Source organism: Polyangium sp. 6x1, assembly GCF_029946515.1.
Lineage (GTDB): Bacteria > Myxococcota_A > Polyangia > Polyangiales > Polyangiaceae > Polyangium.
Genome location: NZ_JARZHH010000005.1, coordinates 242,451 through 258,752, shown reverse-complemented (window position 1 = coordinate 258,752; position 16,302 = coordinate 242,451). Strand labels below are relative to the sequence as shown.

Here is a 16,302-nt window from a genome sequence, read left to right as displayed (position 1 = left end):
GCGCTGCGCCTTGACGCACGGCAGGACGGACGAACATCATGTCGCCCGTGAACCGAGCGCCCGAGCGCGTGGAGGAGACGATCAGCGCCGCGGAGCGCCGGCGGCTCGGCGTCCATTACACGAACGAGGCGTTCATCCTCCGCACGATCCGGCCGCTTTTCCTCGACGCGCTCGAAGCGTCGCTCGCCGCGGCGCGCACGACAGCGGCGCTCCGCGCCTTCGTCGAGCGGCTCCTCGGCCTCTGCTTCCTCGATCCCTCGTGCGGCGCGGGAAATTTTCTCGTGGTCGCCTACCGAGAAATACGCAGGCTCGAAATCGAAGCCCTCGCGCGCCTCCGCGCCCGGGGCACGGTCCTGCCGCGCCGGGTGAGGCTCGATCAGTTTCACGGCATCGAGATCGACGAGCGCGCCGCGAATGCCGCACAACGCGTGCTTCAGCAGGAGGCCGCGTCCGCCGAGCACGGCGGGCTCGAATTCGTGGGGCCGCGCGACGAGCCGCGCGTCGAGGTCGGCAATGCGCTGCGGCTCGATTGGAACCGGGTCTTGCCCGCCGAGCGCGCGTCGTTCGTCCTCGGAAACCCGCCGTTCGTGGGCATGGCCTGGATGAGCCCCGCGCAGCAGGAGGATCGCCGCCTCGCGTTCGAACAACTCGACACGCGCGGGCTCGACGCCGGCAGGCTCGATTATGCCGCGGCCTTCCTCGCCCGCGCGATCGCGTACGGCGCGAGCCACCCGGTCCGATTCGCGTTCGTCACCACGAACTCGCTGACGCAGGGCGAGCAGGCGCGGTGCCTCGGCCCCCTGCTCCGCCGGTACGGGTATCGCATCGACTTCGCGCACCGGACCTTTCCCTGGGCGAGCGACGCGAAAGGCAAGGCGAACGTCCACGTGGTGGTGCTCGGTTTTTCCCGCGGAAAAACGGGCGCGCGGCGGCTCTTCGAGTACCCCGATCCGCGGGGCGAACCCGTCGAAAGGAGCGCGTCGAACATCAACGTGTATCTCGCCGACGGGCCGGACGTCGTGCTGCGGAAACGAAAAACCCCGCTCCGAGCCGGTTATCCCGCGGGCACGAAGGGCAGCCAGCCGACCGACGGCGGCCACCTCGTCGTCGAGCCCGCGGATCACGCCGCCGTGATGGCCGATCCCGTGGCTCGGCGCTACGTGCGCCGGTATCTGCAGGCGTCGGAGTTTCTCTGGGACGAGCCGCGCCATTGCCTCTGGCTCGAAGGCGTGAGCCCCGAGGAGCGCGCGGCGTCCCCGCTCCTGCGCGAGCGCATCGAGGCCGTGCGTCGCGTGCGCCTCGCGTCGCGCACGCCATCGGTGCGGGATCTCGCGGACAAACCGTGGCTCTTCACGCAGATCCGGCAGCCGGCGGTTCGTTACCTCGCGCTCCCGGAGGTGTCGTCCGAAAACCGCCGCGTGATCCCCGCGGCGTTCCTCGGTCCCGACGTGATCGCCGGCAACAAGCTGATCACGTTCCCCGGCGCGGACGATTGGCTCTTCGGCATGCTGCAATCGAGCATGTTCATGGCCTGGGTGCGCGCCGTCGGCGGGCGCATGAAGAGCGACATCAGCATCGCGCCGCACCTGACGTATTGCACGTTCCCGTTCCCCGAGGCCGACGCCGAGGGGCGCCGCCGCGTGGAGGAGGCGGCGCGCGGGGTGCTCGACGCGCGAAACACGTTCGGCGGGAAGAGCCTCGGCGAGCTTTACGATCTGCGGGGGATGCCAGCAGGTTTGGCGCAGGCCCACGATGCGCTCGACAGGGCCGTGGAGGGGCTTTTCGAGGGGGGGAAACCGTTCCGCACGGAGGCGGACCGGCTGCGGGCGCTCTTCGAGCGGTATGCCGTGCTCAGCCTTGCGGCCCGCGCTTGACGCCGGCGGCGTCGAGCGCGCAGAGCTCGTCCCCGCCGAAGACATTCGACCGCGTGAGGAATCGCATGCCCTCGGGGGACTCGATCGAGAAGCCGGCCCCGCGACCCGGGACGGCGTCAATCACGAGCTGCGTGTGTTTCCACAGCTCGAACTGCGCGCCGCCGATGTACACGGGGCAGCCCTCGATCTCGCCGAGCAGCACGTCCCGCTCGCCCACCTTGAACTCACCGCGCGGGTAGCACATCGGGGCGCTGCCGTCGCAGCAGCCCCCCGATTGGTGGAACATGAGCGGGCCGTGGCGCGCCATGAGCCGCCGGATGAGGCCAATGGCCGCCTCCGTGGCCATGACGCGCGGCGGGACCGTCGGTTCCATCAGAAGAACCCCAGCGCCTTCGGGCTGTAGCTGACGAGCAGGTTCTTCGTCTGCTGGTAATGCGAGAGCATCATCTTGTGCGTCTCGCGCCCGATGCCCGACTGCTTGTACCCGCCGAACGCCGCGTGCGCCGGATAGAGGTGATAGCAGTTCGTCCACACGCGGCCCGCCTGGATCGCGCGGCCCATGCGATACGCCGTGTTGATGTCGCGCGTCCACACGCCGGCGCCGAGGCCGTAGAGCGTGTCGTTCGCGACCGCGAGCGCCTCGGCCTCGTCCTTGAACGACGTCACGCTCACGACCGGCCCGAAGATCTCCTCCTGGAAGACGCGCATCCGGTTCGTGCCCTCGAAGATCGTCGGCGCGACGTAATACCCATTGTCGAGATCGCCGCCGAGCCGCACGCGATCGCCGCCGGTCAGGAGCTTCGCGCCCTCCTTCTTGCCGATGTCGATGTAGGAGAGGATCTTTTCGAGCTGATCACTCGACGCCTGCGCGCCGATCATCGTCGTCGGATCGAGGGGGTTGCCCTGCTTGATCCTCTTCGTCCGCTCGACGGCGCGCTCGAGGAACTGGCCATAAATCTTCTCGCTTACGAGCGCGCGCGACGGGCAGGTGCAGACCTCGCCCTGGTTCAGGGCGAACATGGCAAACCCTTCCATCGCCTTGTCCGCGAAATCGTCGTTGTGCGCGAAGACGTCCTCGAAGAACACGTTCGGCGACTTGCCGCCGAGCTCCAGGGTGACGGGGATCAGGTTCTCCGAGGCATATTGCATGATGAGCCGCCCCGTCGTGGTCTCGCCGGTGAACGCGATCTTCGCGATGCGCGGGCTCGACGCGAGCGGCTTTCCGGCCTCGAAGCCGAATCCATTGACGATGTTCACGACGCCCGGCGGGAGGAGGTCGCCGACGATCTCGGCCCAGAGCAGAATCGAGGCCGGCGTCTGCTCGGCGGGCTTCAGGACGACGCAGTTTCCAGCAGCGAGCGCGGGCGCGAGCTTCCACGCGGCCATGAGCAGCGGGAAGTTCCAGGGGATGATCTGGCCGATGACGCCGAGCGGCTCGGGGAAATGGTAGGCGACGGTGGTGTCGTCGATCTGGCCGATCGTTCCCTCCGAGCCACGAATACAGCCCGCGAAATACCGAAAATGGTCGATGGCGAGCGGCAGGTCGGCCGCGAGCGTCTCGCGCACGGGCTTTCCATTGTCCCATGTCTCGGCGACCGCGAGCTTCTCCAGGTTCTGCTCCATGCGGTCGGCGATCTTGTTGAGGATGTTCGCGCGATCCGTCGGCGAGGTGCGACCCCAGGCGGCGCGCGCGGCGTGCGCGGCGTCGAGCGCCTTGTCGATGTCCTCGGCGGAGGAGCGCGGGATCTCGCAGAAGGGCCGGCCGGTCACGGGGGAGATGTCCTCGAAATGCTCCCCCTTCACCGGGGCGACCCACTCGCCGCCGATGTAGTTCCCATAGCGGGACTTGAACGAGACCTTGGAGCCTTCTTGGTTGGGCGGCACGTACACCATTGCGATTTCCTCCGCAGCGTGTCTCGCCCCCCGACGTGCCCCCCGCGGGCCGCCTCGGAGGCGAGGGAGGAGCAAACTCCCCGAGGTGGCCGGTGTCAAGGGGGTTTCCGGGCGCAGCAAGGCCGCGGCTCGGCTCGCGTGTGTGGTAGAGTCGCCGCCATGTCCGATCTCATGTCGGAGAACCACCTCGGCCCCTTGTTCTCGTCGTTGCTCGTGGACGGCGTGGGTACGCTGGGTTTCCTCGCGCTCTTCGCGGCCGCGCTCCTCGCGCGGACCCGCAAGCGCGCGGAGGCGCGGGCCGCCGAGGCCTCGTTCGACGGCGAACGGTCGCTCGTCCCCGGCGAGGCGATGCTCTTCGGCAAGGTCGAGCGGGCCGAGGGGTCGGAGACCACGGTCCGCGTCGAGGTGGATCAGGAGGGCGAGGAGTCCGAGAGCTCCGGCGTGTGGTCGCACAAGTGGACCGAAAAGAATCGGCGGGTCCTCGTCGCGCCATTTTATCTGCGCCTCGCGTCCGGCGATCGGGTGCGGATCGAGCCGCGGGACGACGTCTTCCTCGTGGACGAGATGGACGGGCTCGTCCGCGTCGACCTGAAGTCCCGCACGCGTTACGCCGAGCTCACCCCCGGCGAAGGCGTGTATGCCTCGGGCGTACTCTCGCGCGCCCTGGATCCGGAGGCGCAGCCGGGGGCGGCCTACCGATCGGGGCGCGAGGGGTTCGTGCTCCGGCCGCCGCGCAGTGGACGCATGCTGCTCTCGTCGCAGCCGCTCGGGGAGCGTTTCCACGAGCGCGCCCGCTTCCACGGGCGCTGGGCGATGTGGATCGTGCTCAGCGCGCTCGCGTTTCACATCATGTTCCTCGGCTATCACATACGGCGCTGGGCCGGCAGGGACACGACGGCCACCATTCAGAAGCTCGACCATTACGTCACGGAGAGCGACGACACCATCACGCACCATTATCGGGTATGGCTTTCGCCGCGGGAGGGAGTTTCGGTCGACGACGAGGTGGAGCAGGAAGACTTCGCGTGGATGCACGAGGGCCAGATCTTGCCGGTGCGGCTCGTCGAGGGGGCGCTCGCTTCGAACACGACGATCGGGGGTCACCTGACGGTCCACCACCTCGCCTGGAGCGTGGTGCCGCTGCTGTTCGGCGTGTGGCTCACCTACCGTCTCCGGGAGAACGCGACGCGGCCCTGGTACGAGCGCGAGGTCGTGGATACGGGCAGCGGGAAGCTCGAAGAGACGCTCGAGGCCGAGAAGAAGCGGAGCAAGCCGCGACCGCAGGCCTAGTGCTTCTTATCGAAGCACTTCGATAAGAGCAGGAGTTCGGTCTGGATTTCGTCACGGGAACGGATTAGGGTCGCCACTGCCGTGAGGGGGAGAACGCTCCCTGCGGCGCACAACCAGAGGGGTATACGACATGGCAAAGCACAGTTTCTCGGTCAATTTCCCCGGCGCCGCAGTCGAGATCATCGCGAAGGCGAAGGGCGCGATCGAGAAGGCGGGCGGCAAGTTCGGCGGTGACGAGAAGAAGGGTGACTTCTCGGTGCCGACGCCGGCCGGCACGGTGAAGGGCATCTACACGATCACGGGCCAGGCGTTCGCCGTGGACATCACGGACAAGCCCTTCGTGGTGCCTGGCAGCGCGATCGAGTCGCAGGTCCGGAAATTCCTCGAGAAGGCCTGAAAAGGCATTCGATATCGCATCGCCGGGGCGACCCTGTCCCCTGGCGAGGCGGGTGTGGTCTTCCCACGGGCCCATCGGAGAAACCGCGCGCTGCGCGGTTTTTCCGTTTTCGGTCCAGGCCGCGCTTGGTCCGGGGTGAAGGGGGCGGACAGCCCCCTTCTGGGGTGCGGGGCAAAGCCCCGCGCATCCCCTAACAGGCTGTTGATAAACTTGCTGCGCGCCCTGGATCGTCGGTCGTCGTCCTCGGAATACGCCTGGATTCCAGCGTCCTCCTCCCTAGCTCCAGGGCGCTCGCGGCGTTTCTCAACAGCCTGCTAACGAGCCCCGCTGCGCTCCACACGCCGCGCCGTGCGCAGCCGGGCCACGGGGAACCGCCCGACCACGTTGCGCAGCCGCTGCGCCGTGGTCTCGTCGATTCCTTTTTCGGCCCGAACCACCACGCGTCCGCCCTCGAGCCTGAGCACGATCGTCCCCGTCGCGCGGGATCGAGCGAGGATGTCCTCGATGTCGGCGGCGAGATCCGCTGGTGCCCGGCCGGAGAGCCGCGCGACCTTCCCGCCTTCCGCCTCGACGACGAGCAGCCGGCGCGTGCGCTCTACCGAGACGATCACGACCACGACAAACGCGACGAGTCCCAGGGCGACGAGCCAGGCCACGACCCAGCATAGCAAGCTTCGACGCGCGTCGCCGCCCCGAGCCCGAAAGCCGCCGCGGCTCGACGCTGCTTCGCACGGAGCAGGGCCCACCCAAGGGCGGCGCCCATGAGGGCGAGCACGAGGAGCACGTAGATCCACGTCCGGGGAGGATTCGTGGCCCGGGGCGCGCCTTGGGCGCTCTTCGGATCGGCCGATTTTGCCGGCTCTTCCTTCACGTTGGGGATCGTGGCCTCCTCGGGCTCCGGGCCCGCGGCCGCCGCCGGCGCCTTCTTCTTTTCTGCTGCGGCCGCCGCCGAGGCATTGAGCTCGGCTGTCGCCTTCGCGATCTCCTCCGAGAGCTGCGATTGATCCCCGAAATCGGCCGAGTCGAAGATCGATGCCAGCCGCTGCCCCCGCGAATCGGGCCCGAGAAGCCCGTTCACGCTGCGCTTCAGCGTCATCGAGGGCGGCGCGCCGACGATCGTCGGCTCGCTGTCCGGCGATACGAGCCTCGGGCTCCGCGCGGTCGTCGAGGGGAGACGTCGCCCGAGCGCGAGCTGGGGCATTCGCGAGAGGACCGCCGTCGGCTCGTCGTCGCCGCCGGTCTGCGTCGTCTCGTCTTCGTCGGTGGAGGGCACGCTCCGGGCCTCGTGGGGCGCCGTGAAGCCGAGGCCGCCGGTGAGCTCGTGGTAGACCTCGCGCACCGCGGCTTGCATTTCGCGGGCGGTCTGGAAGCGGTCCTTCCGGTCGAAGGCGAGCGCGCGGGAGATGAGCGCGACGAGGGCGCGGGGGGCGCCGGGCGAGACGGTCTCGAGCGAGGGCGCTTGCTGCGTCACGGCGGCGACGAGCGACTCCTGGGGCGTGAGGTTGCCGTGGACGAGCTGCCCGGTGAGCAGGGTGAACAGGGTGGCGCCGACCGAGTAGAGATCGGAGCGCTCGTCGACGAGCTCCCACTGCCCGCGGGCCTGCTCGGGCGGCATGAAGGCGGGCGTGCCGATGACGATGCCGTTCACGGTGAGCGCCTTGCCGCGCGGCGCCTCGCGGAGCTTGGCGACGCCGAAATCGAGCAGCTTGATCTGGCCGGTGCGGAGGAGGAAGACGTTCTCGGGCTTGAGGTCGCGATGCACGACGCCCTTCTCGTGGGCTGCGGCGAGCACGTCGAGGATCGGATCGGCCATGGAGAGGACGTCCTCGAAGTCGAGGCTGCCGCCGCTGCGGAGGCGGCGCGCTTCGAGCGTCTCGCCGTCGAGCAGCTCCATCACGAGGAAGACGCAGCCGTCCTCGTCGACGTCGTCGTCGAGGATCGAGACCATGCCCGGGTGGCTCACGGCGTTGACGGCGTAGGCTTCGCGCAGGAAGCGGCTGCGGGCGTCGGCGATCGCGTTGAGCTCGGGGTGGATGATCTTGATGGCGACGCGCTTGCCCGTGCGGTGGGTCGCGGCGTAGACCGCGCCGAACCCGCCCGTCCCGAGCACGCTCTCGAGGCGCCACTTGTCGCGGAGCACGCGCCCCACGCGCTGTCGCGCGATCTGGGTCGCGAGGCTCGGGGGGGCGCTGTCCATGTGGGCGCGAAGGTTACCAGAAGTCCCGCAGAAGGGGGGAACGAGCTGCGCACGATGAGCCCTGCTCCCGGCCCGCGGCGCGAGGCGCGCCCCGGCCCAACCCCCGGCGCGTCCCCCTCCCCGGCCGCTCGGTTCTTCGTGCCAAACATGGGGCGCGCGCCTGGTTTTTCCGCGGAACTGTGAAATCGTTCGAGGCCGTTCGAAAAAGAATCACGAAAGGACGCAACTGGGGTAAAGCTCCGGTCGATGGACGGGCGCGAGCCTCGATCGCGCCGCGCGGCGCGTGACGAGGTCCGTTCCAGAAAAACCCGATCCCGGTAGGCGAGCACCATGAAACCTCCCCGTCCCCCCCGTCGTCCCCCGTCTGTGACCCCCTCCCCCCGGGGTTCGTCCGGACGCTCCACTCCCCTCGACGGGCCCGAAGCCGACGAGCTCCGCGCCCTCGTGTCGAACGTGAAGGACAAACTCGTCCAGGCGGACGATTTCGGCCAGGTGATGGACGCGTTCTTCGAGCAGCTCGGCACGGATCTCCACATCCTGACGAAGGGCGTCCGCATCGACGAACAGCCCCTCCTCGGCGCGCTCGTGCCCATGGCGGAGCAGATGGCGGCCCGGCCGCTCCACGTCAAGGAGATGAAGCTCTACCGGCTGCGCGAGCACCGCCTCTCGCACGGAATGCTCTATTTCGCGGGCTGGCTCGGCGTCGTCCTGCTTTTCGAGGACATCGGCATGGGCGTGCTCGCCATGAGCCAGGCGGACCTGCAAGGCCCGACGCTTTATGGTCGCTTCAGGTTCCTCGCCACGGAGCGGCCCGCGAGGCCGCTGAACTAGCAGGCTGTTGAGAAGCGTAGCGAGCGCCCTGGAGCTAGGGAGGAGGACGCAGGAATACGAGAGTATTCCGAGGACGACGACCGACGATCCAGGGTGCGCAGCAAGCTTATCAACAGCCTGCTAGGGGCGAAGCCTATCCGCGTTCGAGGGCGGGTTTGTCGATGGCGAGCGGGGCCTCCGCCCTCCGGAGCGACAGCGCGATCCAGGCGACGAGGCCCGCCCCCGCCGCCATCGCACCGATCGCCTGGAGGGAGAAGGAGGCCTGGCACAGGAAGGCCGCGATCAGGGCGCCCACCACCATCGTCGTGGTGGTCGCGAGATCGTCGATGCTCGACAGACGACCGATCATCGCGTCCGGCGCGAGGCGCTGGAGGGACGCGCTCGTGAGCACCCAGTTGCTCCCGCCGCCCATCCCCCAGACGAGCACGGCGACGAGCAGAAGCGCGGGCCAGGGCTGCACCAGCGAAAAGGCCACGATGCCCGCGAATGTGGTCAGCGCCGCCGCGTGCTCGAGCCCCCGCCCGGGTTCGTTCCCCCGCGTGAAGAGCGAGATGCCGAGCGGGCCGAGGCCCGTCCCCGCCCCTCGCACCGATTGCAAGATCCCGAGAGAAAGGGCGGCCTCGCCAAACGGCGCCGCCCGATCCGCGACGAGGTTCAGCGTGACCCAGCCCATGCCGCCCGCGAGCGCCGCGGGCACCTTCGAGAAGACGGCCCGGAAGAGCGCCGGTCGCGCGCGGGCATGCCCGAGCGCATCCCAGAGATCCCGCGGTACGGCCCGTACGAGCCCCCAGACGCCGGCGGCCGGCGGCGCCCCGGCCCCCTCGGGCTGCATGGGAGGAAGCCCCGCGGCGATCGACGCGGCGAGGAGGAAGGAGAACGTGTCCGCGAGGATCGCGGGCACGGGCCCGAGCGCGGCGAGCACGCCGCCGAGTGCCATGCCCGCGACGAACGTGACGCTCCACGTCCCCGAGACGATGGCGTTCGCCCGGAGGAGCTCCGGCGGCTCGACCGTGTGGCGCAGCGCCGCCGTCTCGGCCGGGACCATGAAGGCCGTGAACGCCGAGCGCACGAGCACGAGGGCCTGGAGCGCCACGAGCTCGCCCCGCGCCGCCGCGAGCACCATGGCGAGCGTGAAGGCGGCCTGGACCAGAGGAATGCCGACGAGCAAGCGGCGCCGGTCGAACCGGTCGGCGACGAACCCCGCGATGGGCGACAGGCACGCGTGCGGGAGCGAGTGGGCCGCGAAGACGCCCACGAGCGCGATCTCGCCTCCGCCGTGGTCCAGCGCCAGCCGGCTCACGGCGACGAACGCGAGCCAGTCGCCGACGAGCGAGATGGTACCAGCCGCCCAGAGGCGCCGGAACGCAGGGCGACGGCGGAGGAGGTCGAGCATGCGGCAAGCATGGCAGCTTTCTCCGCATCCGCGCGCGAACGAGCCAGCGGATTGGAAGGTGCTCAATCGACCGGCACGGCCTGCCTTCCGTCCCCACCTCTTCGTGCTAGCTTGCCGGCCGTCCTCGGGGCCCCTATCGAAGGCGCGCCTCGTCGCAGATGACCGAGGCGGCACGGGAGATCTGGTGGTTTTGTCACGACGGTATCGGTCTTTCCTGCTCCTCCTCGCGCTCGCCGCGCCCGGGGCGCTCGTCGCGTGCAAGTCGAAGCCGGCGCCGCCGCGCGAGGTGGCCGGCGGGGACGCCGAGCGAGGTCGCGCGGCGATCAAGAAGTACGCGTGCGGCGCCTGCCACCTCATCCCGGGCGTCGAGGGGGCGATCGGCAAGGAGTCGCACCCGCTCTGGGGCTTTGCGAACCGGGGCGACATCGCGCACGTCGCGCCGAACACCCCGGACAGCCTCATCAAGTGGATCCGTCGCCCGACCGACCTCGATCCACGCACGAAGATGCCGACCCTCGGCGTGAGCGAGCAGGAAGCGAAGGACATCGCGGCCTACCTCTACACGCTGAACGGCGAGTGATCGCGGCGCCCCAGGGGGACGCGCGGATCAGGTATCCTCGGCCGGCTGCATGAGGAAGGCCCGCGTCCTCGCCGCCACCACGCTCGCGCTCGTCGTCCTCGCCGGAGGTGCGGCCGGGGCAAACCCGCGTCGCCGCGTGGGATATCCCTGCAAAGGGTGCCTCTTCGATCCACCGCCCGAGGGAGCGACGAAGTCTCCGCTGCTCGTGGTGCTGCATGGAGACGCGCCCGGCGGCAAGACGCCGCTCGTGGAGCGGGATTCATCGCCGTTCGTCGCGGCCGCCGCCGCGCGCGGCGTGGCGCTGTTCGCGCCGATGTGCCCGAGGGCGGAGGGATGCCGGGTCGGGAGCTATTGGCAATGGTCCGAGGGGGACCCGCCCGGGTGGATCGAGGCGCAGATCGACGCGATCGGCCGCGAGTACGGGATCGACGTGGATCGGGTGTGGATCGCGGGGTGGTCGGGGGGCGCGTCGTTCCTCGGGTGGAACTGGGCGCGGCTCGGGGCGCGGTATGCGGCGGTGGTGTTCGTCGGCGGGGGCATGCCGCCGCGGGACAGCGCGTGCGCGCCGGAGCCGAATCCGACGTGCGCGCCGCCGGCCTATTTTCTGGTTGGCGACCGGAACCCGCTGCACCACCTCGCTCGGGGGCTGCACGAGCGCGTCGCCGCTTGCTCGCGTGACGTGACGTGGGACCTCTTGCCCGGCAAGGATCACGCCGGCGAGTGGCGGGCGCTCGGCGCGAAAGGGAAAGCCGACAGCCTGCTCGATTGGCTCGTCGCGCGGCCGCGGGCCTGCAAGGCCGAGTTGGTCACGCCGGATCCGCCGCCAATGACGCCGCAAACAACGCCGCAAACAACGCCGCAAACGCCTCCGCCGCCGCAAACGCCTCCGCAAACCACGCCGCCGCCGGCTGCTCTTTGCGGATGCCGAATGGGCGAACGCCCCCCGGCCTACGAATGGATCGCCATTCCGTCGGCCCTTGCGCTCCTCTGGGGCCGCCTTCGGCGCCGTCCTACTCGGGCAAACGGCGGAGCGAATCGAACGGGAATGGATCCCAGAACGGGGTCGTGATCGCGCCCGCTGCCTCGTCGAGGACGAACCACACGCTCGCGGGCTCGGGGCGGAGCACGTGGACGTTCTGCGCAGGCACGAAGCTCTGGCCGAGCAGGACCGCGCGGCGCCCGGCCGCGTCCTTCGCCATGTCGAGGACGAGGACCGTGTGGCCGAACGGCACGCCCGTCAGCACGAAAAAGTCGCCGGGGCGAAGCTCTCCCAGGGCCACGCGCTCGCCGTCCCGCGCGAGGGCGCCCGTGTTGGTCCAGCCAAACACGTCGTCGAGCCAGGTCCGGAAGAGCGCGTGCGTCGGAGCGGCGCGCTTCGCCGACGGGACGAGCTCGATCCGATTGCCAGAGGCGCGGATCCGTTGGCCCGAGGCGTAGCGCTGAAATTCGAGCTTCGTGCCGCTCGCCGTGCGGTACGCATGGTCGCGGTGCCCGCGCGACCAGCGCCACTCCGCGTGCAGCCGGACGATTGCGTCGGCGCATTGCTGGAGGTCCGCCTTGCCGACGTCGATGGCCACGACGGCGGCGACGTTCGGGTGCCCGTCCGCGCGAATCTCGTCGCCGCGGTAGGACTTGACCGGCGTGCCCTTTGCGGCGAGCGGCAAGGTGCGCAGAAACGCGCCGAAGCCGTCCGGGGCGAGGGAGACGCGGGTGAAGCCGGGCGGGGGCGCGAAACGTTTTTCGAGCGTGTCGACCGGTGCCGGCATGCCCGCGGCTCCGCCCTCGAGCCACGGGTACTTTCCGAAGATGTCCGCCAGAGCCGCGCCCGCGGGTGCCGGGCTCGCCGGCCCGCGGGCCTCTGCGCTCGCCACGGGAAGCGGGCGGGCAGGATCGGGGTGCGCGCTGGTGTCTTCCGCGTCCCGCCGAGGCTCCGCGCCCGTCGGTCCGAGCGCCGTGCATGCCGAGAGCGAACCGAGAAGCGCGAGGGTCCACCGCATGGTCATCTCCTTCCGCATCCTCGCCGTGTCGAACGGGCGCTCGGAAGTGTGACCTGCTCTCGCCCCGCCCGCGCTCGCGCGTGCTGTCGAGGAGACAAAAAGCAGAGCGCCTACTCTACGGCGGGGGGGGGCGGCCGGAGCAGGCGCTCTGCCCATGGACATTGCACGCGCTGGGCCAACACCTTTCCAGCGTCGATCCGGGCATTTGAAGACAGGTTCTTCCGGGCAGACTTTCAATCGTGCAACAGCACGCGTCGCGATCGTGCAACGCCGACGCGGCGCCGTTGCTGGGGTCACGGAAAGGTGGGAGCCTCCTCGCCCCCCATGGTCTCCTTCACGCCGTTTCCGACCCTCGAAACACCCCGCCTCGTCCTGCGTGAGCTCGTCCCGGCTGACGCGGAGGCGATCTTCCGCATCCAGTCGAACCCGGAGGTGGTCCGGTATTTCGGCCGTGCCGCGCACGCGACCCTCGCCGAGACCGAGAAACTCCTCGGCACCGTGTTCGACGCGCAACGCGACGTCACGGCCATCCGGTGGGTCCTCTCGCTGAAGGACACCGGCGAGCTGGCAGGGACGTGCGGCTTCTGGCGCTGGAACAAGCCGCACCGCTGCTCGGAGATCGGCTACGAGCTCGCGCCCGAGTACTGGGGCCGCGGCCTCATGGTCGAGGCGCTCCGGCCCATCCTTCGCTACGGCTTCACGGAGATGGAGCTGCACCGGGTCGAAGCGACCATCGACCCGGAGAACCAGGCCTCGCGACGCGTCCTCGAGAAGCTCGGCTTCAAGCGCGACGCCCTCATGCGCGAGAACTGGTTCCACGACGGCAAGTTCACGGACTCGGCCATCTACGGCTTGCTGGAGCAGGAGTTTTTGAGCGGAGCGCCCTGACGGCTACGCCTCGTCGTCGTCGCCCTCGTCCTCGTCGTCCTCCTCGTCGTCGTCCTCCTCGTCGTCCGGCGCGCCCTGCCGCCGCGCGTAGGCGCGCTCGTCCCGCTCGTCGAGCGCGGTGAGCAGCGCCTTCGCGATCTTGGCTTGCGGGCCCCGCTGGTTCGCCTCGATCTCGGCGCGGATCTCCGGTCGCTCGAAGAGGGCCTGCGAGATCGCCGCGCGCGCCTCGGGCCGATCGGCGTAGAGCGCGAGCGCCATCCCGACCACCCGCGCCGACGCGAGCCGCGCGAGCTGACTGCCCACCCACGCCGCGTCCGTCACCTTGGGGATGCGCGCCTCGTACTTGCCGAGCATCTCCTCGCCCGCGAGCGACACCAGGAACACGTCGGGCGCCGACGCCGCCGTCTTGCGATCGACGAGTTTGTCGCGGACCCACGTCGGATCATTCGCGACGTGCGCGAGATCGAGCTCGCACCGCGCGCTGCGCTCGGCCCCTGCGCGGCCGTGGAGCACGAGGTCGAGCATGCGCGGCGCCTCGCCCGTTTGTCCCGACCGCCACACAGGCGCGAGCCGTTCGCGCAGCGGGCCGCGCGGCCCCTCCACGCGACGCAAGACGAAGCCGAGCTCGAAGATCGCGCTCGCGAGCGCCGCCCTGTCGGACGCCCACGCCTCCGGCGAGAGCTTTCCGAGGGCCGCGACGAACGCCTCGACCGTCTCGCGCCCGCCGACGAGCGCCTCCAGCAAGAGCACGAACTCCGTGCCCACGTGCGCGGGCACGCTCCACGGCCGCAGGACGAAGTTCTCCACGAGCTTGCGCGCCTCGGCCGCGTAGAGCATGCGATCGTTCTTCGAGGCCGTGAGCACGCCGCGATCCCCCGTCACCCACTTGCGCTCGGCGAGGCCGCAGACACGCGCCCACATGCACGCCGTCCGGCGCGGCCAGAACAGGCGCACGACGGGCGACGACGCGTTCGTGAGGTGCAGGATCGCCTGCTCCGCCTGCCCCTTCTTGTTCTGCGCCGCGCCGTGCAAGAGCCACACGCCATGCGGAAAACCGCGCGCGATCGTGAGGCTCCAGTACGGCGTCACGCCGACGCCCGCGGCCGGCGTCTCCGGCTCGATCGGATCATCGCCCTCGGCCCACGCGTCGCCGCCCGCATAGCTGCGAAGCTCGGCCGCGCCGGGGATCCAGCACTCGGGCCGCGCGTTCGCCACGCCCGGCAGGCGCGTGATCTTGCGCCGCGCGCGCAGCGCCTCGACCATCGCCACGAGATCCATCGAGCGCGACGCCGGCTCGCCCGCGGCGACGTGCTCGAAATCGTCGAACGAGAAGAGCCGCGTCGCGCCTTGCGGGATCGCCGCGGCCACGCGCAGATCACGATCGGCCGCGAAGATCGCGTCGCGATGCCGGCGGCACAGATCCACGACGAGCGCCTCGGCAGGCGTCACGAGCCGGAGCGGCTCGCGCGAGGCCTCCGGCAGCGCCGCGAACGCACGCGGGAGGCGGTAACTCGCGCGCAGCGGATCGCCCTTCTGCCGCACCGCGGCGCGCTTGACGTGCACGCTCATGTCGTCCGACGGCAGCGGCAGCGGCACGATGCGCGGACCGTCGGATCCCGCGGTGGGCCGACCCTTCTCGTCGCGCTCGCCGAGCAGGACGATCTGGTTCGTGATGCCGTCGACGTAGTCGTCCGCGTCGATCTCCACGCTCTGCAGCTCGTCGCGCGCCGCGTCGATGAGCTCGTCGTCGCGGCCCGAACGTTTGCCCGCGCCGGGCCCGTACGCCGAGAGCTCCCAGCACGCGAGCACGCCGGATCCCGGGTGGTGGAGGATCTGCTCGACGACGAGCGCGTCGCCCTTCTGCGACGCGTACCCCGTGATCCGCATCGCCGCGGTCGTGTAGTTCGCGTTGTCCCAGATCGGCAGATCGAACCGGCGCGCGGCCTCGTCGAGCTCCGCGATGCTCCAGAGCGGACCACGCGGCTCGTCGATCGCCTCGGACTCGGCGAGCAGCCGCTCCACCTCCTCGGGCAAACGCGTCCGCGGCAGGTTGAACTGCTCGGCGATCCGCTTCGCGGCCTCCTCGCCGAGCGCGGCCTCGATCGCCTCGCGCACCACGCCGCCGAGCGCCGCGGCGCGATCCCGCAAGAGCTCCGCCGCGCGCGTGTTCCCCTCGTCCGCGAGCGTCGCGAGCGCGCCGTAGGCGTCCGGATGACGCGTCATCCACCGCCGCGCCACGTCGAGGCCGTCGTCCTTCGTGGCGGCGTCGGCGTGGGCGCGCTCCTCGTCCTCGTCCTCGTCGGCACCCGGATCGTCGTCGTCGTCGTCGTCCTCGTCGTCGTCGTCCTCGTCGTCGTCGCCGTCGTCCTCGGAAGGCGCGGACGCGTCGGCCGCGAGATCACTGTCCTCAGCCTCGATCTCGCTGCCCGTGCCCGCGAGCTCCACGACCGATCGCGCGCGCAGCGCGACCTCGAGCGCCTCGCGCGTCCCGATCGCGAGCAGGCACGGCACGACGCACCACGGCACGTTCGTGAGCGCGCCGTCGCCTTCGATGCGGCTCTCGATCCAGGGCAGGATCCCGTCTCCGTAACGATCGTGGAGCGCGGTGTTGTCGCGGCCGCGCACCTGGAACTCCCAGCGGATGCGCTGCCCGTGCTTCACGAACTCGGCCGCGTCCTCGAGCGACAAGAGCGCCGCCCACACGCGGTCGCTCTCGAACACCATCGTCCCTCCGGCCGAACGGCCCTCTCCTTTGCGGAAGACCTCGGCCGGCTCGACGAGGCGCCGCGCCTCGCTGAGCGACATGAGCCCACGCCCGTCGCGGCGGGACACACGCGCGTCCCGCATGGCGATGCTCACCGGCGAGGATGGATCGAACCACCGGGGCGCGGTCTTCGTGACGTGTTCCTTCTTCATCAACTTGCTCTGCGCGGGCCGATGCTAGCGAGCGCCCAGCAATCTG

14 protein-coding genes are annotated in these 16,302 nt (G+C 70.2%); 7 read left to right on the top strand and 7 right to left on the bottom strand.

Annotated elements, in window-relative coordinates; all coding sequences use genetic code 11:
- Positions 1 to 38: 38 nt before the first annotated feature.
- The gene (locus QHF85_RS08415; RefSeq protein ID WP_281326562.1) at positions 39 to 1,874 is read left to right on the top strand and encodes a DNA methyltransferase; all 1,836 of its coding nucleotides are present in this window, start codon (positions 39 to 41) and stop codon (positions 1,872 to 1,874) included.
- Here the strand turns inward: QHF85_RS08415 and QHF85_RS08410 are convergent.
- Both QHF85_RS08410 and adh read right to left on the bottom strand, forming a co-directional pair.
- Positions 1,852 to 2,247 carry a DUF779 domain-containing protein gene (locus tag QHF85_RS08410; protein ID WP_281326561.1) on the bottom strand — a complete coding sequence of 132 codons (396 nt, stop codon included), beginning with the start codon at positions 2,245 to 2,247 and terminating at the stop codon, positions 1,852 to 1,854. The two genes, QHF85_RS08415 and QHF85_RS08410, sit on opposite strands and share 23 nt — an antisense overlap.
- On the bottom strand, positions 2,247 to 3,767 hold the full coding sequence (gene adh / locus QHF85_RS08405; RefSeq protein ID WP_281326560.1) for an aldehyde dehydrogenase: 1,521 nt from the start codon (positions 3,765 to 3,767) through the stop codon (positions 2,247 to 2,249). The genes QHF85_RS08410 and adh overlap by 1 nt, the downstream gene beginning before the upstream one ends.
- Before the next feature lie 159 nt (positions 3,768 to 3,926).
- On the opposite strand from adh, the gene QHF85_RS08400 reads away from it, so the two are divergent.
- Positions 3,927 to 5,057, top strand: a complete 1,131-nt coding sequence (locus QHF85_RS08400) for a hypothetical protein (protein ID WP_281326559.1) — start codon at positions 3,927 to 3,929, stop codon at positions 5,055 to 5,057.
- A gap of 130 nt (positions 5,058 to 5,187) precedes the next feature.
- Positions 5,188 to 5,454: a hypothetical protein gene (locus tag QHF85_RS08395; RefSeq protein ID WP_281326558.1), complete on the top strand. Its 267-nt coding sequence runs from the start codon at positions 5,188 to 5,190 to the stop codon at positions 5,452 to 5,454.
- A gap of 314 nt (positions 5,455 to 5,768) precedes the next feature.
- Here the strand turns inward: QHF85_RS08395 and QHF85_RS08390 are convergent, their stop codons facing one another.
- Together QHF85_RS08390 and QHF85_RS08385 are read right to left on the bottom strand one after the other, a co-directional pair.
- Positions 5,769 to 6,110: a DUF3634 family protein gene (locus QHF85_RS08390; protein WP_281326557.1), complete on the bottom strand. Its 342-nt coding sequence runs from the start codon at positions 6,108 to 6,110 to the stop codon at positions 5,769 to 5,771.
- Positions 6,062 to 7,651: a serine/threonine-protein kinase gene (locus QHF85_RS08385; RefSeq protein ID WP_281326556.1), complete on the bottom strand. Its 1,590-nt coding sequence runs from the start codon at positions 7,649 to 7,651 to the stop codon at positions 6,062 to 6,064. Before QHF85_RS08385 ends, QHF85_RS08390 begins: the two co-directional genes overlap by 49 nt.
- Positions 7,652 to 8,095: 444 nt before the next feature.
- On the opposite strand from QHF85_RS08385, the gene QHF85_RS08380 reads away from it, so the two are divergent.
- Positions 8,096 to 8,482, top strand: coding sequence for a hypothetical protein (locus QHF85_RS08380; protein ID WP_281326555.1), 387 nt, complete (start codon positions 8,096 to 8,098; stop codon positions 8,480 to 8,482).
- A gap of 133 nt (positions 8,483 to 8,615) precedes the next feature.
- Here the strand turns inward: QHF85_RS08380 and QHF85_RS08375 are convergent, their stop codons facing one another.
- The gene (locus tag QHF85_RS08375; RefSeq protein ID WP_281326554.1) at positions 8,616 to 9,875 is read right to left on the bottom strand and encodes an MFS transporter; all 1,260 of its coding nucleotides are present in this window, start codon (positions 9,873 to 9,875) and stop codon (positions 8,616 to 8,618) included.
- 184 nt (positions 9,876 to 10,059) lie between these two features.
- Here QHF85_RS08375 and QHF85_RS08370 point away from each other — a divergent pair, with 184 nt between their 5' ends.
- Positions 10,060 to 10,455, top strand: a complete 396-nt coding sequence (locus QHF85_RS08370) for a c-type cytochrome (protein WP_281326553.1) — start codon at positions 10,060 to 10,062, stop codon at positions 10,453 to 10,455.
- 49 nt (positions 10,456 to 10,504) lie between these two features.
- Positions 10,505 to 11,524 (top strand): hypothetical protein, encoded by a 1,020-nt coding sequence (locus QHF85_RS08365; protein WP_281326552.1) that lies wholly within the window; start codon positions 10,505 to 10,507, stop codon positions 11,522 to 11,524.
- Here the strand turns inward: QHF85_RS08365 and QHF85_RS08360 are convergent.
- Positions 11,466 to 12,452: a DUF4846 domain-containing protein gene (locus QHF85_RS08360; RefSeq protein WP_281326551.1), complete on the bottom strand. Its 987-nt coding sequence runs from the start codon at positions 12,450 to 12,452 to the stop codon at positions 11,466 to 11,468. The two genes, QHF85_RS08365 and QHF85_RS08360, sit on opposite strands and share 59 nt — an antisense overlap.
- A 324-nt stretch (positions 12,453 to 12,776) precedes the next feature.
- Between QHF85_RS08360 and QHF85_RS08355 the strand changes: the two genes are divergently transcribed.
- The gene (locus QHF85_RS08355; RefSeq protein WP_281326550.1) at positions 12,777 to 13,340 is read left to right on the top strand and encodes a GNAT family N-acetyltransferase; all 564 of its coding nucleotides are present in this window, start codon (positions 12,777 to 12,779) and stop codon (positions 13,338 to 13,340) included.
- Positions 13,341 to 13,343: 3 nt separating this feature from the next.
- On the opposite strand, the gene QHF85_RS08350 is transcribed toward QHF85_RS08355, so the two are convergent.
- Entirely contained in the window at positions 13,344 to 16,256 is a 2,913-nt protein-coding gene (locus QHF85_RS08350; protein ID WP_281326549.1) for a hypothetical protein, read from the bottom strand.
- Positions 16,257 to 16,302: the final 46 nt, after the last annotated feature.